The organism is Solibacillus sp. FSL K6-1554, assembly GCF_038005185.1.
GTDB classification, from domain to species: domain Bacteria; phylum Bacillota; class Bacilli; order Bacillales_A; family Planococcaceae; genus Solibacillus; species Solibacillus silvestris.
This window is the reverse complement of record NZ_JBBOSS010000001.1, coordinates 2,366,154-2,391,817: the sequence shown is the minus strand read 5'-3', so window position 1 is coordinate 2,391,817 and position 25,664 is coordinate 2,366,154. Positions and strand designations below refer to the sequence as shown.

At 39.6% G+C, this 25,664-nt stretch carries 22 protein-coding genes; 21 read left to right on the top strand and 1 reads right to left on the bottom strand.

The features are described from left to right. Nucleotides 1–17: 17 nt before the first annotated feature. The 14 genes from rpoN (at nt 18) to MHB58_RS11805 (ending at nt 16,801) form a co-directional block, all read left to right on the top strand. Nucleotides 18–1,355 carry an RNA polymerase factor sigma-54 gene (gene rpoN / locus MHB58_RS11870; protein WP_340735902.1) on the top strand — a complete coding sequence of 446 codons (1,338 nt, stop codon included), beginning with the start codon at nt 18–20 and terminating at the stop codon, nt 1,353–1,355. Nucleotides 1,356–1,558: 203 nt separating this feature from the next. Continuing rightward, entirely contained in the window at nt 1,559–2,995 is a 1,437-nt protein-coding gene (locus tag MHB58_RS11865) for an amino acid permease (protein WP_065215730.1), read from the top strand. A 64-nt stretch (nt 2,996–3,059) separates the two neighbouring features. After that, nucleotides 3,060–4,700 carry a sigma-54 interaction domain-containing protein gene (locus tag MHB58_RS11860; protein ID WP_065215731.1) on the top strand — a complete coding sequence of 547 codons (1,641 nt, stop codon included), beginning with the start codon at nt 3,060–3,062 and terminating at the stop codon, nt 4,698–4,700. Between the two features lie 259 nt (nt 4,701–4,959). Next, entirely contained in the window at nt 4,960–6,291 is a 1,332-nt protein-coding gene (locus tag MHB58_RS11855; RefSeq protein WP_014823512.1) for an aminotransferase family protein, read from the top strand. Nucleotides 6,292–6,481: 190 nt separating this feature from the next. Beyond that, nucleotides 6,482–7,873: an aldehyde dehydrogenase family protein gene (locus MHB58_RS11850; RefSeq protein WP_340735306.1), complete on the top strand. Its 1,392-nt coding sequence runs from the start codon at nt 6,482–6,484 to the stop codon at nt 7,871–7,873. Between the two features lie 122 nt (nt 7,874–7,995). Further along, a complete protein-coding gene (locus MHB58_RS11845; protein ID WP_065215733.1) occupies nt 7,996–10,023 on the top strand; it encodes a hydantoinase/oxoprolinase family protein in 2,028 nt (675 codons plus the stop codon). A gap of 21 nt (nt 10,024–10,044) precedes the next feature. Continuing rightward, the gene (locus MHB58_RS11840) at nt 10,045–12,024 is read left to right on the top strand and encodes a hydantoinase B/oxoprolinase family protein (protein ID WP_340735305.1); all 1,980 of its coding nucleotides are present in this window, start codon (nt 10,045–10,047) and stop codon (nt 12,022–12,024) included. Between the two features lie 377 nt (nt 12,025–12,401). Further along, the gene (locus MHB58_RS11835) at nt 12,402–12,857 is read left to right on the top strand and encodes a hypothetical protein (protein WP_340735304.1); all 456 of its coding nucleotides are present in this window, start codon (nt 12,402–12,404) and stop codon (nt 12,855–12,857) included. 42 nt (nt 12,858–12,899) lie between these two features. Then, entirely contained in the window at nt 12,900–13,439 is a 540-nt protein-coding gene (locus MHB58_RS11830) for a GrpB family protein (RefSeq protein ID WP_340735303.1), read from the top strand. Beyond that, the gene (locus MHB58_RS11825) at nt 13,436–13,831 is read left to right on the top strand and encodes an HIT family protein (protein WP_340735302.1); all 396 of its coding nucleotides are present in this window, start codon (nt 13,436–13,438) and stop codon (nt 13,829–13,831) included. Before MHB58_RS11830 ends, MHB58_RS11825 begins: the two co-directional genes overlap by 4 nt. A 5-nt stretch (nt 13,832–13,836) precedes the next feature. Next, nucleotides 13,837–14,361: a GNAT family N-acetyltransferase gene (locus MHB58_RS11820; protein WP_340735301.1), complete on the top strand. Its 525-nt coding sequence runs from the start codon at nt 13,837–13,839 to the stop codon at nt 14,359–14,361. Nucleotides 14,362–14,567: 206 nt separating this feature from the next. After that, complete coding sequence (locus MHB58_RS11815) at nt 14,568–15,314, top strand: methionine ABC transporter ATP-binding protein (protein WP_340735300.1); 747 nt, start codon at nt 14,568–14,570, stop codon at nt 15,312–15,314. Further along, nucleotides 15,307–15,969 carry a methionine ABC transporter permease gene (locus tag MHB58_RS11810; protein ID WP_008404158.1) on the top strand — a complete coding sequence of 221 codons (663 nt, stop codon included), beginning with the start codon at nt 15,307–15,309 and terminating at the stop codon, nt 15,967–15,969. Before MHB58_RS11815 ends, MHB58_RS11810 begins: the two co-directional genes overlap by 8 nt. Before the next feature lie 10 nt (nt 15,970–15,979). Further along, nucleotides 15,980–16,801, top strand: coding sequence for a MetQ/NlpA family ABC transporter substrate-binding protein (locus MHB58_RS11805; RefSeq protein ID WP_014823521.1), 822 nt, complete (start codon nt 15,980–15,982; stop codon nt 16,799–16,801). A 115-nt stretch (nt 16,802–16,916) separates the two neighbouring features. On the opposite strand, the gene MHB58_RS11800 is transcribed toward MHB58_RS11805, so the two are convergent. After that, nucleotides 16,917–17,336, bottom strand: a complete 420-nt coding sequence (locus MHB58_RS11800; RefSeq protein ID WP_008404154.1) for a MarR family winged helix-turn-helix transcriptional regulator — start codon at nt 17,334–17,336, stop codon at nt 16,917–16,919. A gap of 102 nt (nt 17,337–17,438) precedes the next feature. Here MHB58_RS11800 and MHB58_RS11795 point away from each other — a divergent pair, with 102 nt between their 5' ends. From MHB58_RS11795 to MHB58_RS11765, 7 genes are all read left to right on the top strand, one after another. Further along, the gene (locus MHB58_RS11795; RefSeq protein WP_340735299.1) at nt 17,439–18,425 is read left to right on the top strand and encodes a YhdH/YhfP family quinone oxidoreductase; all 987 of its coding nucleotides are present in this window, start codon (nt 17,439–17,441) and stop codon (nt 18,423–18,425) included. Nucleotides 18,426–18,648: 223 nt separating this feature from the next. Then, nucleotides 18,649–20,670: a helix-turn-helix domain-containing protein gene (locus MHB58_RS11790; RefSeq protein ID WP_340735298.1), complete on the top strand. Its 2,022-nt coding sequence runs from the start codon at nt 18,649–18,651 to the stop codon at nt 20,668–20,670. A gap of 286 nt (nt 20,671–20,956) precedes the next feature. Further along, the gene (locus MHB58_RS11785; protein WP_340735297.1) at nt 20,957–23,122 is read left to right on the top strand and encodes an acetate--CoA ligase family protein; all 2,166 of its coding nucleotides are present in this window, start codon (nt 20,957–20,959) and stop codon (nt 23,120–23,122) included. A 4-nt stretch (nt 23,123–23,126) separates the two neighbouring features. Then, complete coding sequence (locus MHB58_RS11780; protein WP_008404149.1) at nt 23,127–23,576, top strand: MaoC family dehydratase N-terminal domain-containing protein; 450 nt, start codon at nt 23,127–23,129, stop codon at nt 23,574–23,576. A gap of 28 nt (nt 23,577–23,604) precedes the next feature. Further along, entirely contained in the window at nt 23,605–24,018 is a 414-nt protein-coding gene (locus MHB58_RS11775) for a MaoC/PaaZ C-terminal domain-containing protein (protein WP_008404148.1), read from the top strand. Nucleotides 24,019–24,037: 19 nt separating this feature from the next. Continuing rightward, complete coding sequence (locus MHB58_RS11770) at nt 24,038–25,201, top strand: thiolase C-terminal domain-containing protein (RefSeq protein WP_340735296.1); 1,164 nt, start codon at nt 24,038–24,040, stop codon at nt 25,199–25,201. A gap of 11 nt (nt 25,202–25,212) precedes the next feature. Beyond that, the gene (locus MHB58_RS11765; protein WP_014823528.1) at nt 25,213–25,647 is read left to right on the top strand and encodes a Zn-ribbon domain-containing OB-fold protein; all 435 of its coding nucleotides are present in this window, start codon (nt 25,213–25,215) and stop codon (nt 25,645–25,647) included. Nucleotides 25,648–25,664 lie beyond the last annotated feature (17 nt).

Sequence of the window (25,664 nt, the reverse complement as noted above, 5' to 3'; positions counted from 1 at the left end):
ATTGGAGGCTGAGAGTGATGCAAATGATTTTAAACAATTCACAGAAGTTGACACAGGTTTTGTCGGCGAAATTGTTGCAGCATTTAGAAATACTTCAATTTTCTACGAATGAATTAGAACAATATATTTATGAAAAAGCAAATGAAAATCCACTTCTTTCTGTAATTGACGCAAAAGTAAAAGGAAATTACGAGGAAATTATGAAAGTGGCAAAGTGTTCAATTAACACGTTTTCATCACACTGGAATAGATCCGGTAAAGAGCAATATAACATCATTGAAAAAACACTTGCGGAAAAAGTGAGCTATGAACAATTTCTAATTGAACAGATTCCAATGCAGAATAATTTATCCGAAGTGGACTTGAAAATTTTAAACTTTTTAATCCAGTCTTTAGATGATCGTTTATTTTTAGATACTGATTTAGAATTTGTATGCAAAAAATATAACACGAGTATTGTCCATGTCGAGGCAATATTGAATTTACTCCAAACTTTTGAACCAGTTGGTGTTGGTGCTCGCAGCTATACAGAGTATTTGTTGATTCAAATTGATCATGACCCATATGCTCCAAAAATGGCAGCCGAATTTATCATTGCCGATTTAAAGTTGGTCGCAACACAGGCAATTAAAAAGTTAAGTAAAAAATATAAAATGCCACTTCAGGAAGTACAACATACTGTTAACTATATTAAAAACTTGAACCCGATGATTACAGGAGATAAGGTGGAAGCAATTCCATATATCATCCCAGATTTAACAGTCAAAAATGTTGAAGGGGAATGGACGATCAAATTAAATCGTCACTATTTGCCATCTGTTACAATTGATGAAACTTATGTGAAACTACTTAAAAATGATGCGAACAATGAAACCTATTACCGAGATTCACTTAAAGATGCACTTGCATTAATGGAGGGCATTGAGCAGCGTGATAAGACACTTTATGATTTGGCTCGGTTGCTCGTACAAATACAGGAAGATTTTTTTGCAAAAGGAATGGATACAATCAAGCCGATGCGTTTAAAAGATGTATCTGAAGTACTTGATGTGCACGAATCAACAGTCAGCAGGGCTATCCGGCGGAAATATATTCAAACACCGCATGGAATTTATGCTTTGCAGTCTTTGTTTACAAAAGGGCTAACTAATGCTTCGGGCAAAATGGATTCCATAATGTATATTAAGAAGCGGATAAAAGAGCTGATTGAAGAGGAAGACAAGAAAAAACCATTATCCGATCAACAAATGACAAATGTTCTTAGTAAGGAAGGAATCCAAATCTCAAGACGAACTGTAGCAAAATACCGGGAAGAAATGAAAATTGTCAGTTCCGCTAATCGTACTTTCGGATAGATGATGCAATAAGGAATGAGATGATGCAGAATAGGACAACAATGATGCGAAAATGCATCACAAATATGATAGGTCTTCATTTATTTAACTACAATTAACTGAATTTTTAAATTTCGGCATGAAAATTGCTCCTTATAAAGTAGACATTGAAGTAGAGGAAGGATTTTATAAATGTCTACATTCATACACTGAGGGGTGAATTAATGGGCACATTGCAAAAATCATTAAAAACGCGTCATATTACGATGATTTCAATTGGAGGAGTCATAGGGACAGGGTTATTCGTAGGAACCGGGAAAAATATTTTAAGTACGGGTCCTGCAGCTGTTATATCGTATGCAATTGCATGTTTTCTGATTGTCCTGATTATGCAAATGGTTGGGGAAATGGCGACAGGAGAACTCGCTTTAGGTAAAAAAAGAGGTAGTTCTGCAGAGCTTGGTTCATTTGCTTCCTATGCTGGAAGATATATTGGTCCATGGGCAGGGTTTACTGTAGGCTGGCTATACTGGGCCAGCTGGGTGTTTATTGTCGGGCTAGAAGCGGCACTCATTGGAGGTATATTGCATAACTGGTTTCCGATTATTCCAGTCTGGGTTGGCGGTGTAGGGATTACTCTATTAATGACAGTCGTCAATATTTATTCTGTTAAATCATTCGGTGAATTTGAATATTGGCTGTCGTTTATTAAAGTAACGGCAATTATAGTGTTTTTGATTGTTGGTATTTTAATGATTGTGGGATTATGGCCAAATTATGAGCCGAGAAGTTTAGAATTATTATCATCGTACGGCGGATTTGCACCAAATGGGATTGTACCGGTTGCGACAGCGATTGTATTTGTAATTTTTTCTATTTGTGGTGCGGAGGTTGCAGCAATAGCAGCAGCAGAATCTGAAAATCCGGCAAAAAACATTGTACGTGCTATCCGCAACGTTGTATTCCGTTTAGGGTTATTCTTTGTCGGGTCTGTAGCGATAATGATTATGATTGTTCCATGGAACGATTCGGCTATGCTAGCTGCACCATATGCAAATATTTTAACAATGGCTGGTTTACCGGTTGCAGCACAAATTATACAGATCGTCATTTTTATTTCTCTAATTTCTGTATTAAATTCTGCTCTGTATACAAGTTCGCGCATGTTGCTTGAAATGTCGCGTCAAGGCGATGCACCGAAAATGTTCTCACAAATTAAAAACAAGCGGGGAGCACCAGTACATGCCATAATTGGCAGTACAGTTGTTGCATATATTTGTGCATTAATGTACTTCGTTTCTCCGGAAGTGATCTTTTACTTTTTAGGAAACAGTGTTGGGGGATTAATGATTGTTGTTTATATTTTCATCGCCATTTCACAAATCCGATTCCGTCGTCATTATGAAAAGGTTTCTGGTGAGCCTCTTGCGATAAAAATGTGGCTGTTCCCGTACTTATCTTATATTACAATCGCTGTTTTGGCGGTCGTTTATTTATGCCAAATGTTAATTGAATCTTTACGCTCTCAATTTTACTTAAGTACATTAGTATTGATTGGTTCCGTTTTTATATTTTTTGTCATGCGAAAGTTCTCTGTCAAACCAGCTATAGAGAAAGAAGAAAAAGTAGAGGAAATAAAGGATAACTTACTATCCGAATAGAATAGGTGAAGAATACCCTTAGATACAGGCTGTCTAAGGGTGTTTTGGAGAGGATGTGACCATTATGCCAATAGTAGGATTTCATAAAGGAGAGCATTTTTTTGTAGTAAAAAACGATGAAATCATTTTGAAAAGCAAAATCCAGTCGGACTTAATCGAAAATATTATAAATCATTATAAAAATGGAAAAGAGTTATTTGAGGTAGATGGCTACTTTGTACAAGTCCTGGAGTCGGCACAGGGAAATTTATTTAATGTGCGCTCGTTAAATCAGTTCAGCGACAGCGATTTTATGAATCCGCTTTCGACAAAAGTATTTAACTCCATCTCTGACGGCATTACGATTTGTGATCATCATGGCAAAATTTTGTTTCAAAATAAAAACGATATTGAAATTGTCGGTATTAATCTAATGGGAAGATATGCGAAAGATGCAATGGCAGAAGGATTGATGAGTGATTCGATCTCGATGAAAGTGATTGAATCAAAAGAAAAAGTAACAATTTTGCAGACGTTTATTAATGGCAAGTGCTTTTTAGTCACGGGGAAGCCAATATTCGATAATACAGGGGAATTGCAATATGTAGTCGCCATAACCCGTGATATGACCGAACTGAAATTATTGGAACAAGAAGTACAGAAGCTTGAAATACAAAATGAAAATTTTAAAAACAAATTACAAGCGATACATAAAAAAGAATCAAATATTATATCGATGTCCCATGCCATGGAACAAGTAGTAGATCGTGCGATGAGAGTAGCCGAAGTGGATTCTACTGTATTAATCAGTGGGGAGTCGGGGGTGGGAAAAGAAGAAATCACAAAGCTCATCCATACATCCAGCAGGCGCAGCGACAAGCAATTATTAACGATTAACTGCAGTGCGATACCTGAAACATTATTGGAATCGGAACTTTTTGGTTACGAAGCAGGTGCATTTACAGGTGCAATTAAAGGAGGCAAAGCAGGGCTGTTTGAAATTGCTTCAGGCGGTACAGTATTTTTAGATGAGATTGGTGAAATGCCCTTGCTGCTACAGGTGAAATTATTGCGCGTGTTACAGGAATGCGAGGTTCAGCGCATCGGCAGCGGAAAGCCGATACCTATTGATGTCCGCATTATAGCTGCAACAAACAGGAATTTAGCACAGATGGTAAGGCAGGGCAGTTTCCGAGAAGATTTGTATTATCGCTTGAATATTATTCCTATTGAAGTGCCGCCTTTAAGACATCGTCGGGAAGATATTATTCCGTTGGTGAATCATTTTTTAGCATTAATCAATAAAAAATATGGTATCCACCGGACGATAAAAAAAGACGCATTGAAAATATTTAAGGCATACAACTGGCCAGGTAATGTCCGGCAGCTCAAAAATATCGTAGAACGGATATGCCTACTTGCTGTTCAGCCTGAAATAACTGTGAATATGGTTAAACAGGAATTAGACAGCAATTCGGATATTGCCCATGCAATAGAAAATCTGCATGAGGAGAAATTTGTAACGAAACAAATCATGCATCCCAAATTTGAGGGGACGCTAAAAGAACAAGTGGCTCTATTTGAAAAGCAGCTAATTAAACAAGCACTATCTGAACATCCAAGCATTCGTGAAACAGCTAAGTCTCTCGGCTGTGATCAGTCAACATTGGTCCGGAAAATACAAAAATATCATTTAACGCGCAATATTTCGTATGAAGATAGATGATGTATTTATGCATCATTTTTGCAATTTTAAATTTAAATTGTGTAAATACCTATAAAAATTGCCGTTATAAATTTTATTGTATTAATACATGCAAAGCATGTTGAAATATCAAAAGACATCACTTTTGAATCTATTAAAATGTGGTGTTTTTTGTTGTTAAAAGATTTCTATATACTTATAATTCCCTTCAAACAAAGTTGGCACGAGAATTGCTCATAAAGAGGTGTAGGTAAATAAAACGAAATGAGGGGAACTATTTATGACAATTCAGTTAAAAGAAACGTTAAAAGTATTGGATCAGAAACATTTTCTCCATCCAACATCTTCTATTGAACAACAGCAAGCTGATGGACCGGCTGCCATTTTTACAGAAGGTGAAGGAATTTATTTAAAAGATATGGAAGGCAATGTATACATTGACGGAATGTCTTCTTTATGGAATGTCAATGTTGGGCACGGCCGTGAAGAAATCGCAGAAGCGGCAAAGGAGCAGATGGGAAAATTAGCATTCAGCTCTTGTTTTGCAACGTTTAGTAATGAACCGGCCATTCGCTTAGCGTCCAAAATTGCATCAATGGCCCCTGGAAATTTAAATACAGTATTCTTCACTTCAGGCGGTTCCGAGTCCAATGATACGGCGATTAAATTAGCGCGTCATTACTGGGTACTGAAAGGTCAGCCGCAACGTCAGACAATTATTTCACGTACCCAGTCTTACCATGGGGTAGCAATGGGGGCAACAAATGCTACCGGGTTAAAAGCATTCCGTGACTTTACAAACTCACATGCACCTGGTTTCCATTATGTATACAACCAGTCTGCACGTAATTTACGTGACACAATAGAACAGCTAGGACCTGAAACAGTTGCGGCATTCATGTCGGAGCCAGTACAAGGAGCGGGTGGAGTAAATATCGCACAGGAAAATTATTTTAAAGAAGTCCGTGAAATTTGTGATGAGTACGGCATTTTATTTATTGCTGATGAAGTAATTACTGGTTTCGGCCGTACTGGTAAATTATTCGGTATGCAGCATTACGATGTTGTTCCGGATATGATTACGTTCGCAAAAGGTGTATCAAGTGGCTATGCACAACTTGGCGGAGTTATCATTTCGGAAAATATTCACCTGGATTTATGTGAGCTATCGAAAGGGACATTAATGCACGGCTATACTTACAGTGGCCATGCTGTAGCATGTGCAGTAGGGCTGAAAAATATTGAAATTATTGAGCGTGAAAACCTTGTTGAAAATGCAGCCAAAATGGGTGAAGCAATGCTGGAGGGCTTCCGTGTTCTACAGGATAAATACAGCTTTATCGGCCGTGTCCGCACACTCGGTTTACTTGGAGCGATTGAGTTAGTAAAGAGCCGCGAAACGGGTGAACTTTTCGACACTTTATTGAGCCCGATTTTTGTACAGGAAACGATGAAAAGAGGCTTAATCTTGCGAACAGTTACGTATGAACAAGATACGATTGTATTTGCGCCTCCGCTAATTTTATCGCAAGCAGAATTAAACGAAATGCTAAGAATTTTAGACGAGACATTTGAATTTGTGCGTAAAAATATTGTGGAGAAAGAAGGCTAAGCAATTAATTATCGGGATTCCAAAGGAAATAAAAAATAATGAATACCGTGTCGGCATAATTCCCGGCGACATTTTTTAAACCCTTCAAGGACGTCAATGATTGCATTTAAAGCGGTTGCCGATGTTCACAACCTTCCGTATAAATCTTTAAAGATGTACTGCAAACTGTGTCTATTAAAGGAGGAATTTTATGACAACCATAATTAGAGAAATCCGTGAACAATTCAATCCGGCCAATCCGGCTGAATGTATCGGCCAAGTTGAACTTCTGACGGTAGATGAAACGAAAGCAATCGTTGCATCAGCCCATCAGGCATATGGAGAATGGAAAAATAAATCTTCTGTTGCTCGCGGCGAAATTTTACGTGTATTGGCTGATTTACTGGAAGAGGAAATAGATCTTGTAGCGGAAACCGCTTCACGTGAAATGGGAAAAACAAAGAATGAAATGATCGGTGAAGTAAAGCGTGGTGCTTCGATTTTACGTTACTATGCACAGGAAGGGATGCGCGCAACGGGTGAAATACTGCCTTCTGCCAATGAAGATAAAATTTTGTATACGAAGCGTGTACCACTTGGTGTAATTGCAGCAATTACACCTTGGAATTTCCCTGTAGCCATTCCACTGTGGAAAATTGCACCGGCTTTAGTTTACGGAAATACTGTAGTTTGGAAGCCTTCAATTGAAGCAGCATTGACTGGAAAGCTGCTTGGCGAATTATTCGAACGGGCTGGATTTCCGAAACACGTTGTCAATGTTGTACAGGGACGCGGTTTAAATGTCGGGCAAGTTTTATTAGAAGCCCCTGAAGTAAAAGCAATTACCTTTACTGGTTCAAACGGCGTTGGACAAAGTATTTTAAATACAGCCGGATCTACAAATAAAAAAATACAGCTGGAGCTTGGCGGGAAAAATGCGGCGATTATTTTAGCGGACGCCGATTTAAAATCAGCAGCAAAATTGACAATCGAAGGTGCAATGAAACAAACGGGTCAGCGCTGTACAGCCACAAGCCGTGTATATATCGAACAAACGATTTACGATGAAGTACTGGCGTTATTAATTGAAGAAACAAAGAAAATTGAAGTTGGTGTTACGATGGGACCTGTTGTCTCACGAGGACAATATGAAAATATTTTAGCGGCAATAGAAAAGGCGAAATCTGAAGGCGCAGAACTTATTTTCGGTGGTGAACCGGCTTTTAATGAAACACAAGGCTACTACATTCAGCCAACGATTTTCAAGAATGTAACTCATGAGATGGCGATTGCACGCGAAGAAGTATTTGGACCGGTGCTGGCTGTCGTGAAAGTGAAAGATTACGAGGAAGCGATTCAATTATCGAATGATTCGGAGTTCGGTTTAAGTGCTTCAATCTACACTAAAAATATCCAAAAAGCGTTTGATTTTATTAAGCGCAGTGAAGTAGGGCTTGTTCAGGTAAATGATGAAACTGGCGGAGCAGAACCACAAGCTCCGTTTGGCGGTGTGAAAAACTCTAGTACAGGTGCTCGCGAACAAGGACAGGCAGCAAAAGAATTTTTCACCACAATGAAGACCGTTACGATTAATACGAAATAGTCGAATGTTTTATCGGAATATTGAATTAAATTAAATTAAATTAAATTAAATTAAATTATAAAAACGGCCATATAATGTCCGCTTCATTACAATACAACTTCCTTATGAAAGAAGGTATCTCTATGACACATACTCGTTTAGCTATTGATGTTGGTGGAACTTTTACAGATGTTTTTGTATTCAACGAAAATACAGGAGAAGTGTTTGTAACGAAAACATCTTCTACACCATCTAACCCAGAAGAAGGCATTATTAATGGGATTGAGAAGGCTGGACTAAATGGGAAGGATATAAAAATATTCTCTCATGGCACAACAGTAGGCACGAATGCGCTGATTGAACGAAAGCTCCCGAAAACAGCACTGATCACAACAAAAGGCTTTCGAGATGTAACTGAAATTCGCCGTGGTACGAAAGAAGACATATGGGATACGTATAAAGATACAGCAAAGCCTTATATTCAAAGACGTGATCGATTTGAGGTTACAGAACGGACGGATTATGAAGGGAATATTTTAGAAGCAATTCAGGAGGACGAAATTCGAGCATTAGCAAGAAAGCTGAAACGCAGAAATACCGAATCTATTGCCGTCTGTTTTATTAATGCCTATGTAAATGGAGAAAATGAAGCAAAAGTAAAAGAAATTTTAAAAGAGGAACTGCCAGATGTCTATGTTTGTATATCCAGCGAGGTACTGCCGGAAATTTTTGAACATGAACGGATGAGCACGACAATTATTAATGCCGTTCTAGGACCGATTATGAGTAAATATATTAGTAAATTGAGCGATGAAATGCAGAAAAAAGGCTACGAAGAGGAAATTTTAGTTTTGCATTCAGGAGGCGGGGTAATGACGTCCAGTACGGTTCCTCGTTATGCTGCCAGGTTAGCTAGCTCCGGGATTGCTGCTGGAGCGATTGCAAGTAAACATATTGCCAAATTATGCGGATTTGATAATGCAATCGGTTTGGATATGGGCGGAACGAGTACCGACATCTCCCTTATGTTCGAGGGTGATATTCGTATTACAAAAGACTGGTCGATTGAATATGGTTATCCAATTGGGTTCCCGAGTATAGAGATTTTAACGATTGGAGCAGGTGGGGGGAGCCTTGCATGGAAGGATGAAGGGGGATCTTTGCGTAATGGTCCACAAAGTGCCGGTGCTGCGCCGGGCCCTGCTTGTTATGGTCGTGGAGGAATATCGCCAACCAACTCGGATGCGAATTTAGTGTTAGGCCGTTTAGGTGTAAATTTACTGGATGGCACAATGCAATTGGATAAATCTGCAGCAATTAAGGCAGTTAAGTCCATTGCGGATGAATTTGACCAGACTGTTGAAGAAGCGGCGAATGCGATTATCCAAGTGGCCAATGCCAATATGAGCGATGCAGTTCGATTAATTTCGGTACGTCGTGGTTATGACCCGCGTGATTTTGCTCTCGTAGCGTTTGGTGGGGCAGGACCATTACACGGAGCTTATTTAGCAAAAGATTTAAATATCCCGAAAATAATTATTCCGACACATCCGGGCGTGGCTGCTGCAATGGGCTGTCTGCTTGTTGATGTGCGCCATGATATTTCAAAAACGTACGTGAAAAAAGTGACAGATGTGTCTGTTGAAGAGCTAACTGACCAGTTCAGCGATTTGCGAACTGAGGCAAAAGCACTGCTGGAAGAAGAGGGGATTTCCGAAGAGACTTCTACATTGATGAACTATATTGATCTTCGCTATAAGGGGCAATGGCGTTCATTGGCTGTAGTTGTTCCGGATGAATTAACTTCATTAGAAGATGTACTGGCTGCTTTCCATAAGGAACATGAACGTGAATTTGCTTTCTCCGATCCTGAACAGGCGGTCGAAATTTACGGCTTGCGTGTAACAGCCATTGGAACTGTGCCAAAACCGGAATTTCTGCAATATGAACCAGAAGGAACGATTGAAGATGCTTATAAAGAAACACGCCCTGTTTATTTCGAAGGGAAATTTGTAGATACGAAAGTGTATCACCGCGATAAAATTCCGGTCTACACACAAATACAAGGTCCGGCAATCGTAGATCAGTTAGATACGACGACAGTCATCCCACCAGGATTTACGGCGGAAGTAGATGTCTATAAAAATATCATTATTACGGTGAACGAATAAACGATAAGGAGGATGAATTCTATGAGTACGATGAAATTAGCAGAACATAATAAAGTGCAAAATCTAGATCCCGTAACATTTGAAGTGTTAAAAAACGGGTTTGTCAATCTGGTTGATCAAATGGCAGAGCAAATGTTACGTACATGTTATTCATTTGTGATTTATAACCGTGATTTTAGTTGTGCACTATGTGATGCCGAGGGAAACACGGTCATGCAAGGGACGCAGGATATTTCTGTTCATGTAGGAACATTGCATTTGACGGCGAAGGCTGTTTTGGAAGATTTCGCAGATGACATTCATCCTGGTGACGTTTTTTTAGTAAATGATCCTTATCGTGGCGGGACACATTTTAGTGATGTCCGAGTCGTTTTACCTGTATTCCATGGAGAAAAACTTATTGCTCTCATGCAAACGAACGGGCACTGGGCAGATGTCGGTGGTTCAAACCCTGGATCTTTCGATATTACAGCGAAAGAACATTTCGGCGAAGGATTGCGCATTCCGCCTGTACGGATATACAGTAAAGGCCAGTACTTAAAAGATATCGTCAATATTATCATAAAAAATATGCGGATTCCGGAAGAAAGGATTGGAGATTTACGTTCACAAGTGGAAGCCGCAAAAGTTGGCGAAAAGCAATTAAATGAGATGATTGACAAGTACGGGATTGATACGGTTTTACTAGCTTTCGATGAAGTACAAAATTATGTGGAGCGCTTAATGAAAGCAAAAATCGCGGCTTTGCCTAAAGGGGAATGGGAAACCGTGGATTATATTGATATGGATCCGCAGCTTGGGGATGGTCTAATTCCGATCCGTGTGAAAATGACAATTACGGACGATGAGATTTTATATGATTTAAGCGGATCCCACCCGTACATCAGCTGCTTCTTAAATGCCGGTTTTGGTTCGGCACTTTCGGGAACTTATGCAGGGACAAAGACATTTTTCCCGGACATTCCGCTAAACTCGGGCTTCTATCGTGTCGTAAAAACATATCTTCCTGAAAATACGGTAGTCAATGCACCGAGTCCAGTGGCGGTATCGGGTTACTGTTCCGGGTCCTTTGAAAAAATCATGAATGCGTGCTTTGAATTATGGTCAAACATTATGCCGGAACGTGCTATTGCTTGTTCCTTTAACTTGGAGTATTTATTAATTGGCGGTTATGATAAACGGCAAAATGGTAGTGAGTACTTTATGTGGTACGACTGGATGGCGGGCGGTCATGGCGGTCGTATTGACCGAGATGGCGCAAATACAACTTCTCCGGTTTTCGGCGTAGGGTTAAGTGTTCAGCCATGTGAAGGTCAGGAACGGTTGTCACCGGTCATTACGACGAAGCACCAAATCATTACCGATTCTGCAGGACCGGGTAAATACCGGGGTGGCTGCGGTGTTGAAAAGGGCGGTATTTTAACAGATACCAATAATACGGTTATGTCCTATTGTTGTGATCGCTCACGCTCGATTACATGGGGCATCAAAGGGGGATTACCTTCTATTCCGCAAGGGGCTATTCTTAATCCAAATACAGAAGATGAAGAGTTTTTAGGGACGATTTTCTCCAATGTAGAAGTGAAAAAGGGTGATTCATTTACACGACCATCTGCAGGTGGGGGCGGCTTAGGCGACCCGTTAGAACGCGATATTCATGCAGTTTTGGAAGATGTGATTGATGAATATGTATCGATAGAGCGTGCAAAGCTTGATTACGGCGTAATTATTTATGAAATCGACCGGGATATTGATGCGTTTGAAGTGGATTACGAAGCAACATTAAAAGAGCGTGAATATATCCGTAATAACCGGTGTCAATGGTTGGAAATGGATCCTCATGAGGTTGAAGGCCTGTACAATGCAGGCGTGATTAATCAAATGGATGTCGTTCGCCGCCATGGTGTAATTATGGATTATAAAACGAATAAAGTTTTACCGATATCAACTATGCAATACAGAGAAGAGATGAAAAAACGTTCACTTGTTTTTTGGGCATAAGAAACGGAGCTTGCGAAATCCTATGCAGGATTAACTCTGCATAGGGTTTTTATTTTAGGTTTGAACTTTAAACTTGAGGCTTTAAGAAAGAATCGGAATTTTGCTGACTTTATTATATAGATGTATTAATATTTGGTAATGATAACCAAAATAGTATAAGAGGTGTTATGAAATGGTACGAAGAAGAGGTATATATGAAGTGCACATCATTGGTAATCCGCTTGTATGTTTATTTTGCCAAGATAAGAAATTCAGACACCGTGAAGTATATGTTAAATTGACAGTTGAATAATTTATATATGATGGACAGATAAATCGTACTAGCAGGAGGAGATTCTATAAAAAAATTTATTCTCTTTTTAATTGTATTTACTGTCATGTTACTTCTCTTTATTTCCCTCTACAGGTTATCGACAACACCAGAAGAAATTACGGCTCATTATAAAGAACGCTGGGGTGTAGAGTTACCGGTTCCAAATGAAATTATCAATGTGTGGTCAACAAAATATCCCGCTCGTGGAGATGGGGAATGGGTAACGGAATTACTGTATGATAGCAAGGTTAACCATGAACAACTTCATGATTTTATAAAAGTGACAGAGGGTAATTTAATAGAGGCAAATCGACTCGTTTCCCATTTTATAAGCCGAGGTCAAAATATGTATAAAATCCAGCAAGATGAAGAATTCAAAATTACGATTGAAGCATACTCCACTAAAGTAGAACCTGGCGATTTCTACTTCCAACAATCAGAAAATGGTCAGTCAGATACATTCACGGCAATTTATCAGCAAACCGAAAATCGCATTTTACTATTTGAATGGCATCAGTAAGGAAAAATTCTCCCCAAAATTGGTTCGAAAGGATTGGATTTGATGAAACTCGGATTAAAAAAGAATGAAGTTGTACTTGTGCCGTATGAAGTAGGCTGGAAAAGGGAATTTGCTGACACGAAGAAAAAAATCATGGAGCACACGAATTTGCAGTCGTATCAGATTGAACATATCGGTAGCACATCTATTGAAGGGATTTCGGCAAAGCCGGTAATTGATATTGTAATAGGTGTTGAAAATTTTAACTTGCTGGATAAAGCCTTTTTCATGGGACTCAAGGAAGCTGGTTTTTATCGCTTACAAGTTGAAAGACCTGATGAAATTGTTTGCGCAAAATTTACAGATGCTTCATTTGAAACGAAAACTCATTTCATCCATCTTGTAGAATTCAATAAGGAAAAGTGGCATCAAATGCGCTTTTTTAGAGATTATTTGAATGGAAATGAAGCGGTAAAGAAAGAATACGAAATGCTTAAAAATGAATTTTTCTCAACAGATATGCAAGGAATTGCAGATTACACAACCTATAAAGAACAATTTGTGCAGTCGATATTTAAGAAAATGAATGAGGGGAATTTATGACTTGTATTTTCTGTGAGGGGATAGAAACGAAACAATTACTAATCCAAACTGATAATTTTAAAGTAGTTTTAGATATCGATCCGATTCAGTCGGGTCATTTATTAATTATATCAAAACAGCATTTTATGGATATCCGCGAGCTTTCTGATTCAGCATTAATGGAGCTATTTAAACTGCAGAAACAGATAATAAATGTATATGAAACACACTTTTCGGTAGACGGGCTAACCATTATTCAAAATAACGGTGCGATTATGGATGAGGGTACACATTTTCATATACATATAGTTCCAAGATATAAAGGGGATGACTTTTGGACATACCAGAAGGTCAACTGCCATCCTTTATTGATTTCAGAACTTGTGAAGCAGCTTCAATTTGAAAGGGAGTGATTGTCTTGGAAATTAAGAAATATAATTTTAAAAATAAAGAACTGATTGATTTACTATGTTCCAATCATTGGCCTTTTCATACGAAGATTCAGTTAGATCCGGCAGCGATAAAAAGAGCGATTGACAAAGGCTATTACTCTGAGGGAAGAGAAACATATTGGATTATTAAAAACGAACAAAAAGTAGGAATTTTAATAATCGATGACATTGAAGATACAATTCCATTGTTTGATCTTAGGTTAACGGAAGAAGCAAGAGGAAGAGGCATCGGTCAAAAATCGTTAAGTTGGCTACAAGATTATTTGTATGGTGAAAAAGGTAAGATCCGAATCCAAGGGTATACAAGAGAAGATAATTTAGCGATGAGAAAATGTTTTACAAAGGCAGGCTTCGTAAAAGAAGGCTATTTACGAAATGCATGGGAAAATGAAGACGGATCAGTCTCAGATACTGTTTTATATGCTTCTATCTATGATGATTGGAAGGACAAAAAAACAACACCAATTAAATTAGATGAAGTCCCTTATTAAGTTTTAATCATACTAATCGGCTGTTCGGGAAGTTAGAAATAGATTCTAACTTTGCGGCAGTCTTTTTTTTATGGATTGTACATAATCGATAACCTGCAAATTTATGGATCCTGGTATTTTTTACATTAAACATTTCTCTTGGTAGCTGATGCAATTTCTACTATAATTAGAAATCGATTGGGTATGCAGTGGAGGTGTTTTTACAGGTGATTCAATTACAGCAAGTTACAAGAAAGTTTGGCTCTTTCATGGCCGTTCAAGATGTGACATTAACGGTTGCTAAAGGGGAAATTCATGGTTTGATCGGGGCAAGCGGTGCAGGGAAATCGACGTTATTGCGTTTGATGAATTTGCTGGAAGTACCGGACAGCGGCAATATTTTCATCAATGGCCAGCAACTAACAGCTTTAAAAAATGCTGAACTTCGAGAAGCGAGAAAATCAATCGGGATGATCTTCCAACATTTTCACCTTGTCGCAAATAAAACCGTCCATGATAATGTAGAAATTGCACTTGTCCTGGCAAACTATCCGAAAAAGCTGCGGAAAGCACGTGTTATCGAATGCCTAAAATTTGTCGGGCTTGAACAGTTTGCAGGTCAATATCCGGCTCAGCTGAGCGGCGGGCAAAAGCAGCGTGTGGCGATTGCAAGAGCACTTGCGAATGAAACTGCAGTCCTGCTCTGTGATGAGCCAACCTCTGCGCTCGATGCAAACACCTCTGCGGAAATATTGCGTGTTTTACAGAAGGTTAATAAGGAGCTTGGTGTGACGATTGTGCTTGTCAGTCATGAGCTTGAAGTCGTTAAAAGTATTTGCCATCGGGCTACTGTACTGGATGCAGGGCAAATATACGAAACAGTTGAGTTAACACCTAGTGGCATAATTGATACGAGCCATCATCCGCAAAGCTTCGTCGATCAGCTCGTGAAAGGTGGAATCGGACATGCCTGATGTATTGCGTCAATATGAAGCCGAAATTTGGCGGGCCATCAGTGAAACGTTTTTCATGGTCGGTGTGTCAATTGTAGCTGCCGTATTAATCGGATTACCAATCGGTACATATTTATTTCTTTGCGGGAAAGAAAAGTTGCTTGAAAACCGTGTCGTTTACAACATACTAAACTTAGCGGTGAATACGATCCGCTCGTTTCCATTCCTGCTGCTAGTCGTATTCTTGATTCCCTTTACAAGGCTCATTGTCGGTACGGCAATCGGTACGGTTGCGGCAACAGTTCCGTTATCGATTATTGCCATTGCCCATTATGCAAGGCTTGTCGAACAGTCACTGCTTGATGTGCCAAAAGGTGTAATTGAGGCTGCTGTTTCAATGGGGGCTTCGGTTCGACGTATTATTTTTAGTTTTCTTTTTGTGGAAGCGCGTTCAGGACTAGTGCTCGGCCTGACGACTTCAATAGTCAGTTTTATTTCGTATTCCACAATTATGGGTGTTGTCGGGGGCGGCGGTATCGGTGACTTTGCAATTCGCTACGGGTATCAGCAATTCAAGACAGATCTAATGCTTTACATGATTTTCATTATGATTATTTTGGTGCAGCTCATTCAAATGATTGGTACGGCTGCAGCAAGATGGTTGGACAAAAGATAGGAGAATGATTGTGAAAAAAAGATGGATGTTAAGTGTGGCGGCAGTATTAGCTTTAGTTGGCTGCGGACAGAATGAAGAAAAAGAAACGAATAAAGAAGCAGAAAAGGAAGAGACAACATTAAAAGTTGCCTCATTAATTTCACCGATGACAGATATTCTGGAGCTAGTCGAGCCTAAATTAGAAGAGCAGGGCATTGATCTGGAAATTGTGGTATTAGGCGATAATGTACAGCCAAACAGTGCACTAGCTGCAAAGGAAGTTGATGCAAACTTCTTCCAGCACGTGCCGTATATGGAGGAATTCAATCGGAACAATGATGCGAATTTAGTGCCGATCCAGCCAATTTACTTTGCAAATTACGGTGTGTATGCAAAAAATTATGATACAGTCGAAGAATTACCTGACGGGGCAACTGTTGCGATTGCCAACGATATTTCAAACGTTGACCGTTCGTTAATGCTGCTTGCCCAGCATGGTGTAATCACATTAAAGGAAAAAACGGATGTGTATTACACATTAGCAAGCATCGAGGACAACCCGAAAAATCTTCAGTTTAAAGAAGTTGACCTGTTAATGCTAGCACGTATGTACGATGATGCGGATGCGGTTGTTATGACACCTGCCTATGCGGCACCACTTGGCTTAACGCCGAAAAGTGATGCACTGTTAACTGAAGGTGTAGAAAACGACTTTGCCATTACTTTAGTTGCTCGTGAAGACAACAAAGACGACGAAGCAATCAAAAAGCTTGCGGAAGCGATGACGAGTGAAGAAGTGCGTAATTTCCTGAAAGAAAACTACGACGAAACGGCTACTCCTGCGTTCGAATAGATGAATAACCTGAAAACACCGAGACGCGGTTAGATTTTGCGTTTCGGTGTTTTTATTGGTTGGATTAATCTGTGGGGCACACTAAGCGATTACCCGATGAAAATTGTATCTATAATTAAAAATCAGACTTAATTATTATTTCCAATGCCCTTTTCAGCACTTCTGTATCGCTATCTGTCAAGTTTTCGAGAACTTGATTATTCAACACAATTGTTGCAGCTTCTACTTCATCTCTGATTTCTTCCGATTTTTGAGTCGCCATTACTAAAACATTTCTCCGATTGTTTGGATCGATTGAACGTTCTATTAGTCCGGCTTTTTGCATTTTATCTAAGATCCCCGAGACAGTAGGGGCTTCTAAATATACCATTTCACCAATTTGTTTAGGCGATAATTGCCCTTCTCTCCACAAACAATTCAGCACACCATATTGGGCAGGTGTTACGCCATAATCCTCCAAAAGTTTGCTGAAATATTTAAAAACCTTATTCTGACTGGCGCTCAGCAAAAAATTCATGCAATCTTTTAATTCCATTTTATCTCCCCCATATTGACATTACCTATCATATCATGTAAGTTTTTGTAATAAAACATTTTTGGTATAGAAATGTTTTGTTGCAGAAGGGGGCAGATAGTTATGGATCAATTCAAGGCAATTATTGTAAAAGAAGAACAAGATCAGGTAATTTACGGTTTGGAGAATGTTAATCTCGACAGTCTTTCAGATGGCGAAGTTTTAATTAAAGTTTCCTATTCTTCAATAAACTATAAAGATATGTTAGCTGTTCAAAAAAATGGAGGCGTTATCCGGAATTATCCGCTTATCCCTGGAATAGATTTAAGCGGAACGATTGTTCATTCAACAGATAATCGCTATACAGAAGGACAGAAAGTAATTGTGACAGGTTTTGCTATGGGCATGAGCCATACAGGAGGTTTTGCGGAATATGCCAGAGTTCCGGCAGATTGGATTGTTCCTTTACCGGACAATTTATCTTTAAAAGATGCGATGGTTTTTGGAACAGCCGGATTTACGGCTGCCCTTTCTATCATGGCATTAGAGGAGAAGGGGATGGATTTAAACAAAGATCCGAGGATTCTGGTCACTGGTTCAACTGGCGGAGTAGGTAGTATAGCTGTGCAAATTTTATCAAAAATTGGTTACAAAAATATTGCTGCGTTAGTTCGGAAAGAAAATCAGATTGACGTAGCAAAATCTTTAGGAGCTACTGATGTCATTTTTGCAGACGAATTAGGAGAACTCAATAAACCGTTAAATAAGCAAAAGTTTGATTTTGTCCTAGATACTGTTGGAGGAGAAATTGCTTCTGTAGTAATCACTCAAATTTCTTATGGCGGAAGTATGAGTATGTGCGGAAATGCTGGCGGGATCAAACTAACATCGACAGTACTGCCGTTCATTCTTAGAGGAATTAACCTTTTAGGAATTGATTCAGTAAATGTGCCAATTAAAGATCGAGGTTATGTTTGGAATAAAATAGCGAATGAATGGAATATTGCTCAAACTACTCTAATAAGTGAAATTTCACTTGAAGAAATACCTCACACGATTGAAGCAATTAAAAATGGTCAGCATTTAGGAAGAACAATTATTAAAAATTGAATAGCGTATCAAAAAATGAGTGCTTTTCTTCCATGAAAGAGAAGCGCTTTTTTATATTCTAGACATCTACCAATCAAGAATAACAAATCCCTTAAAATATATAGAATAAGTCAAAAAATCCACAAAGTCATGTATAATAAATATGAATATTAAGAAAATTATTGCATTATGATGAAAATATTCTTAATTATACTACTTTTTCTTTGTACGGTGGGAGGGTGCTATGTTTAATTATATAACTAATGAATCTACGCAGGTATATTTGGAACGTACAATGGAGGAAGAAAAGCACAGAATAAAAAATTTTTATGTTCTTTCGGTCAATGATGCTCCTATTGAAAAAATGAATTACAGTCTCTTTTTCGACAGACATATTGAGGAGGGCTCCATTGTTGATCTGGAACAGGATGAAGGTAATACAAATACTCCAAGTTATATTATTGATGAGAAGGAGTATGCTAGAAATAAGGAGTTATATTACAAGATTCGGTTACAGCTGCGAAAAAGAATAATCGAAAAGATGGCGATTTCCATTAACTTTTATATTGTAGCCCATAGCACTCATGGAAGTAATGCAATTTTAAATAACGATCAATTGCTAGAGAATTCTATTGAGGAAACGAAGGCAATTATACAGAATGAAACATTTATAGGTAAAGAGGATACGTGGGATAATTTTTATATTTGGCTCCAGAATCAATTAAAAATCTTTATTTTAGAGGAAATGATTCTGCTGGACGGAATCAGAGGTATCAAAGAATTGACGATAGAAGAGTTAAATATGAAATTTTTTGAATTACTGCGCTTTAATCTGGCAACTAATAAATCATTTATTAGGAAGTTTAGTCATAATGTCGATCATTATCTTAAAGAATGGCAAAGAAGACTGATCAATGAAATAAATAATAATGTTTCCGCCTCTTTACAACTTGGTAGTGTCATCGAACAGCCTGAAAATGGTGGGGCAGGCAATGATGCACTTCAACCGAAATACATGTCAAACTATGCAAATGTTCTGAATAATGTAGCCTATCATGTAGTGAGAGAAGCGATTTATAAAAAGAAATTTGTGATTGGTGATGAAGGTATTTGGCCAAAATATATTTTTGAGAAGGGAAATACGAGCGGGAATCTTCAAATCATTCCGTTTATTAAGGAAAACCGGAACTTTAATTCTGCTTATGAAAATATGCAACAATTTGCGTCAAATATAGTCCGGCAAATGTCCATTATCGATGTGGATGTGCTGGATATTCTTTGTCATCTTTATTTACAGCTGGCTAAAAATCTCGACGATATTGTTGAAATTGAATTAAGGGATATTTTAACAATGAGGGGGCTCCGGCCTAAACTCAATGGAGACGGGCGGCGTGGAGGCTTTGAAACAAAACAGAGGGAACAGGTCATCCATTCCTTAAAGGTGATTCAAAGTCTGTGGCTAACCATTGATAAAACCGTGATGTACAAAAATAACAAGCCAATTCAGGTAGAAGTCCAAGGCAGGACCTTTTTATTCAAAAATGCAAACGGTGAGGAATATGAAGTGAATGAGGAGACTTGCGGTAAGTCCATAACATTTACGGTCGATAAAGTATTCGCGAAATATTTAGTCTCGTCCAAGCGGCAGATGGCATTACTTCCGTTAAAAGCAATGCACTATCATCCGGCACGATTTAACCTTGAGAAAAAATTATGCCGCTATTTAAGCTGGAGATGGAGGACACAGGCATATAAAGGGGACTACCAGCAATTAAACAAAGTGAATACGCTATTGGAAGTTTGCGGGCATGGGCTAAATAATCGTCTGCCAATCAGAACAAGGGAGCGGTTTGAAAAGGCGCTGGATAAATTAGTGGAGGATAAAATTATTGCCGACTGGTACTATATCAACTGGGATGAAAATAGAGCGGAAGGAAAGGGCTGGGCCAAATATTGGCTAAATACTTCCATCGTTATCGATCCTTCTCCTGAAATAAAAGAACATTACCGGTCGATTGAGAGAGTGAAGAAGCCCGCCAAGTCTGTTGCGGCCAGTAAGGATATGCAGAGCAGTCTCCAGACAGAGCTCATCCAGCGTATGAATCGAGTACGCAGGAATCATAAACTTACATTAACGAATATCGCGGAGGAAATTGAAGTTTCTGCTTCGTATTTAAATAAAATCGAGAGAGGGCTTGTTGTAGGTTCCTCTAAAATTCAAAAGAGAATATGGGAATGGCTAGAGCGATTTGACCAAAGCTTCTGAATTTATTCGGAGGCTTTTTATTTTTGTCTCTACATTATATGAATGCGCTTACATAGATACGAAGTCGAGATTATATTGAATGAAAGTCGGGGTTAGTATGAACATAAGATTTTTTTCACCCTCTTCAAATAGCAGCAGTTACAAGGCTTTAAATGAATTATTCCAGTATATTGACAACATAATAACTCTATTAATTTACTAGTCAGAATTTTCAGTGTAAATAAATGAGGAAATGTATGATGGGTTCATAGATGAATCATCTAAAAACATTTTAGGAGGAATGCAAATGACTCGAAATGTAGAAAGCTATGAATCCATTAGGCCATTACTTTATCCTGAATCGGTCGCGATTTTAGGCGCATCAGAGAATAAGTACAAAATCGGCAACATTCAGCTCCAGGCACTGATTGACGGTAAATTTCAGGGAGAAATCTATCCGATCCATCCGAAAGCGGAGCAAATTGCGGGCCTGAAAAGCTACCCGTCATTGACAGATGTCCCGAATTCTATTGATCTCGTTATTTTCTGTGTAGCATACGATCAGATTAAAAATGGTCTAATCGCCTGCGCAGAAAAAAAGGTAAAAGCTGCGATCATTTTTGCTTCCGGTTTTTCGGAGGCTGGTGAAGAAGGAAAGAAACTACAGCTGGAGTTGGCGGAATATGCCAAATTAAATAATATTCGATTGCTGGGTCCAAACTGTGTCGGTTTAGTCAATACATCGAATGGTTTAATCGGCACCTTCTCATCTTCTGTGTTAGACGTTCCAATGAGTGGTAAGCGAGGAGTTGGCTATGTGTCACAGAGCGGTGCATTCGGTGTTTTAACATATATGGCAGCAGCCCAGTATGGCATCAACTTCAACTATTTTATCAGCAGCGGAAATGAAATGGATACAACAATGGAAGATTATATCGACTATATGGTTCATGATGATGAGATTGAAGTGATCAGCGGCTATATCGAAGGAGCAAAAAACCCTGAAAAGCTGAAACAGGCAGCGCGTAAGGCTTTGGAAAAGAAAAAGCCGATTGTATTAATGAAAACCGGGCGTAGTGATGCCGGGAGCAGAGCAGCTGCCTCTCATACGGGAGCACTCGCTGGATCGGATAAAATCTACGATGCGTTTTTCAGGCAGCACGGCATTATTCGTGTAGAAGATGCAGAGGATGTCATTGCCTTTTCAAAATTGTTTAATCCAAATCGATTGCCAAAGGGCAAAAACACGGCGATTATTACAAGCTCCGGCGGCCGGGGCATTAATGAAGCGGATCGCTGTGAGGCATATGGATTGAATATTGTCAGACTTTCTGATGAGACAATGGCGGAAATGCGCAAGACTTTACCGGATTACGCAAGTGTTACGAACCCAATTGACTTGACTGCCGCAGCCTCTTTCACAAATCCGGAATTTTTCCTGGATACCCTAAAGGTGCTTGTGAATAGTCCTGAGGTTGATAACATCCTGCTGACAGAGTTTCCGCATAGCTGGGATGAGCATAACGAGTATTTCAAAGAGTTTATAACCGTCGCAAAAAACAGTGAAAAATTTATTGGTTTTTTCCCGTTCCCATTAGGAGAGATCACATACCCACAAACGACTCCGATCTTAATTGAAAATGAAATAGCGGTAGTATCAGGCGCATTAAACCCGGTGCGGGCATTATCACAATTAGTAGAATACAGTCAGTTTTTAAATACCGTTCAAACAGATGGGATGGAAGAACGTTATGAACATGAGAATATTGATGATTTGTTAACACCAGGTGCTGTTTTAAGTGAGTCAGAGGCGAGTGAAGTTCTAGCGAGGTATGGCATTCCAATCACTAAGCGCTATGTAACACTTTCTGCGGAAGAAGCTGTGGAAAGAGCATTGCAGATTGGGTTTCCGGTTGTGCTGAAAATTGATTCGCAGCAAATCCCTCACAAAACAGAGGCAGATGCAATTCGTTTAAATGTCTCTTCTGAAGAAGAAGTGAAGGAAGCATTCATGGAAATTATGAAAAATGCAAGGAACTACAATCCTGCTGCTGTTTTAAATGGTGTTTCTGTACAGGAAATGCTGCCGCAAGGGACAGAAGTGATTATCGGCGCAAAAAATGATGAAGTATTCGGACCGGTTATTATGGCTGGTTTAGGTGGCATTTTTGTTGAGGTATTTAAGGATATCGCCTTCAAGATTGCACCATTAAGCAGACAGGATGCCGGGACACTATTGGACGAACTGCAGGCAAAGGCCATTTTGGACGGGGCTCGGGGTCAGGTAGCGGTAGATAAAGAAGCGATTATCGATGTTCTTTTAAGAGTTTCCCAGTTAATGCTTGATTATAGAGACCAAATCAAGGAATTGGATATTAATCCGCTGATTGTTTATGAAAATGGAATCAAGGCTGCAGATGCCATGCTTGTAGTGACTGAAGAGAGTATTAAAAAGGAATTGATTGGAGGATAAAGCGATGGAGCTTGCACATTTAATCGGTAAAACAGGTAAACCCTTTACCTTCAAGGTGGAGCAGCGTCATATTAGACAATTTGCGCAGGCGATTGGCGATGCGAACCCGCTTTATACGGATGAAGAATATGCCAAAAATACACCTCATAAAGGGATCGTTGCACCGTTGACGTTTCCTGTTGCCGTGACACCCGACAATGAAAATGACGCTTTGGATTTAGGGTTGGATTACAGACGAATGCTTCATGGTGAACAGCAATTTTTCTATACTCGTCCGATTCGTGTGGGAGAGATGCTGTACTGCCAGATGAAGGTGACGGATGTATATGAAAAAGAAGGAAAAAACGGCATGATGGAATTCATTTTATTCGATACAGAAATAAAAGACGAAAACGGCGGGCACATAGTAACAAGCCGAACTAATATTGTATACCGCCCGTTAGTGCTGAATTAAATTTCTTATGCAGAAAGGACAGATTAATATGATTGATCTTAGCCAATTAGTGGAAGGGCTGAATCTGCCGGAATATAAAAAAGAAAAGGTAACAAAGGTTCAGCTTGTAAAATATGCAGGAGCTTCAGGTGATTTTAATCCTTTGCATACAGATGATGCTTTCGCCCAGAAAATCGGGTTAAATGGTGTGATTGCACACGGAATGCTAATCATGGGTTTTTTAGGAGAATACGTGAATAAAATTGTATCGAATGAAGGTACAGTAACCGATTTTAAAATGCGCTTTGGTGCCATGACCGTTCCGGAGGATGAAATTGTGTGTAAAGGAATCGTCAAGGAAAAAACGAAAATTGACGGTAGGACAGAGGTTGTTTTGAAATTATATGCAGTAAAGGACATAGGCGAGGTTGTTGGATCTGGCGAAGCCATTATCCAATTTTAACATAGAGGGAGTGGGCTGAATGGAAAAAATCAGGGAAAAATATGCCATTGTTGGGGTAGGCGAAAGTAATCGTTCGAAAAATTCCGGGGTTACCCCATTGGAATTGGCGTTGGAAGCAGCACGGGCTGCACTAGCAGATGCAGGTTTGGAAGCAGAAGACATTGATGGGTTCATGAGCTATTCGGAGATGGATTCTTGTAATCCGCATCAGGTGGCAACATATTTAGGGGTTCGGCCTAAAGTTGTGAAAGAAATGTTCGGCGGGGGGAGCAGTACCGAGCTCTTAATCGCAGAGGCCATTGGTTTGATTGAAACAGGACAGGCAAATACCGTGCTTATTTTCCGCTCGATGAATGGACGCTCCGGTGTCCGCATGGGTGGGGGCGGATTCAGTATTGATGCCCTTCAAAACGGTTTTGATGGCGGGAGCTTTATTATTCCTTATGGGGCAGGCAGTCCAGGGCAATGGTTCGGGTTGTTTGCCACTCGCCATATGCATCTGAACGGCTTGACACAGGAGCATTTAGGGCATGTTTGCACAAGCTTTTACGAGCATGCACAGCGGAATCCGAAAGCATTTTTTTACGGGAAGCCATTGACGATGGAAGAATATATGAGCACGGCACATTTAAGTTCACCATTTACAAAGCATGACTACTGTTTGGAGTCAGATGAGGCAAACGCGATTATTGTAACTTCCACAGAGCGTGCCAAAGACTGCAAATCCGTCCCTGTAAAAATTTTAGGCATGGCTGCAAGAGAAGTAGTATCCCACGCCCATTACTGGAAAAATATCGATGAAGTTGCAGCAGATTATGTTGCGCCCCGATTATACGAGAATGCGGGCGTTTCACCTGAGGATATTAAGGTTGCATCGATTTATGACTGTTTCAGCTGGGTTGTTTTACGTCAGCTCGAGGCATACGGACTTGCACCAAAAGGTGAAGTGGGGGATTTTGTAAGTGCTGGAAACTTGCGAATGGATGGCAAGCTTCCTACAAATACAGCGGGTGGCATGCTTTCGGAAGGCTATACACACGGCATGAACAATGTATTGGAAATTGTCCGCCAAGTTCGACGTGAATATGAGGGAACAGAACGTCAGGTAAAAGATACAGAACTGGCAATTTGTACAGGTTGGACAGGACCGGATGTTGCCGGTGCCATGATTTTATGTAAATAGGAGGAATGACAATGAAAGAAGAGACGAAAGTAATTTACGAAAAGCCGATTCCTTTGAAAAACACCTATAATGCACCTTACTGGGATGCGGCAGATCGACATGAGCTGAATGTGCAAAAATGCAATACATGCAGCAATTATAATCACCCCCCTGGACCGAGCTGCGCAAACTGCGGAAGCATCGATGTATTCTGGGAAAACTTAGGTTCAACAATTACCGGTGAGGTCTACACCTATATCGTTTCAAATAGACCATTTTTACCGGGCTTCCAAAATGAACTACCAACAGTGATCGCTGTTGTCCAATTGGAGGAATACCCTGAAATCAAGATCATTGGTAATGTACTCCATGGCAATACAGAAACAGTTTCGATCGGAACAAAGGTAAAAATGGTATGGATAGAGGCTACTGAGGAGCGAGCGATTCCACAGTGGGTATTGGTCTAAATTCTTTTAGAAGGAGG

Coding starts and splice junctions, on each gene's coding strand:
- rpoN (WP_340735902.1), top strand. CDS start 18: ATGCAAATGATTTTAAACAATTCACAGAAGTTGACACAGGTTTTGTCG.
- MHB58_RS11865 (WP_065215730.1), top strand. CDS start 1,559: ATGGGCACATTGCAAAAATCATTAAAAACGCGTCATATTACGATGATT.
- MHB58_RS11860 (WP_065215731.1), top strand. CDS start 3,060: ATGCCAATAGTAGGATTTCATAAAGGAGAGCATTTTTTTGTAGTAAAA.
- MHB58_RS11855 (WP_014823512.1), top strand. CDS start 4,960: ATGACAATTCAGTTAAAAGAAACGTTAAAAGTATTGGATCAGAAACAT.
- MHB58_RS11850 (WP_340735306.1), top strand. CDS start 6,482: ATGACAACCATAATTAGAGAAATCCGTGAACAATTCAATCCGGCCAAT.
- MHB58_RS11845 (WP_065215733.1), top strand. CDS start 7,996: ATGACACATACTCGTTTAGCTATTGATGTTGGTGGAACTTTTACAGAT.
- MHB58_RS11840 (WP_340735305.1), top strand. CDS start 10,045: ATGAGTACGATGAAATTAGCAGAACATAATAAAGTGCAAAATCTAGAT.
- MHB58_RS11835 (WP_340735304.1), top strand. CDS start 12,402: ATGTTACTTCTCTTTATTTCCCTCTACAGGTTATCGACAACACCAGAA.
- MHB58_RS11830 (WP_340735303.1), top strand. CDS start 12,900: ATGAAACTCGGATTAAAAAAGAATGAAGTTGTACTTGTGCCGTATGAA.
- MHB58_RS11825 (WP_340735302.1), top strand. CDS start 13,436: ATGACTTGTATTTTCTGTGAGGGGATAGAAACGAAACAATTACTAATC.
- MHB58_RS11810 (WP_008404158.1), top strand. CDS start 15,307: ATGCCTGATGTATTGCGTCAATATGAAGCCGAAATTTGGCGGGCCATC.
- MHB58_RS11800 (WP_008404154.1), bottom strand. CDS start 17,336: ATGGAATTAAAAGATTGCATGAATTTTTTGCTGAGCGCCAGTCAGAAT.
- MHB58_RS11795 (WP_340735299.1), top strand. CDS start 17,439: ATGGATCAATTCAAGGCAATTATTGTAAAAGAAGAACAAGATCAGGTA.
- MHB58_RS11790 (WP_340735298.1), top strand. CDS start 18,649: ATGTTTAATTATATAACTAATGAATCTACGCAGGTATATTTGGAACGT.
- MHB58_RS11785 (WP_340735297.1), top strand. CDS start 20,957: ATGACTCGAAATGTAGAAAGCTATGAATCCATTAGGCCATTACTTTAT.
- MHB58_RS11780 (WP_008404149.1), top strand. CDS start 23,127: ATGGAGCTTGCACATTTAATCGGTAAAACAGGTAAACCCTTTACCTTC.
- MHB58_RS11775 (WP_008404148.1), top strand. CDS start 23,605: ATGATTGATCTTAGCCAATTAGTGGAAGGGCTGAATCTGCCGGAATAT.
- MHB58_RS11770 (WP_340735296.1), top strand. CDS start 24,038: ATGGAAAAAATCAGGGAAAAATATGCCATTGTTGGGGTAGGCGAAAGT.
- MHB58_RS11765 (WP_014823528.1), top strand. CDS start 25,213: ATGAAAGAAGAGACGAAAGTAATTTACGAAAAGCCGATTCCTTTGAAA.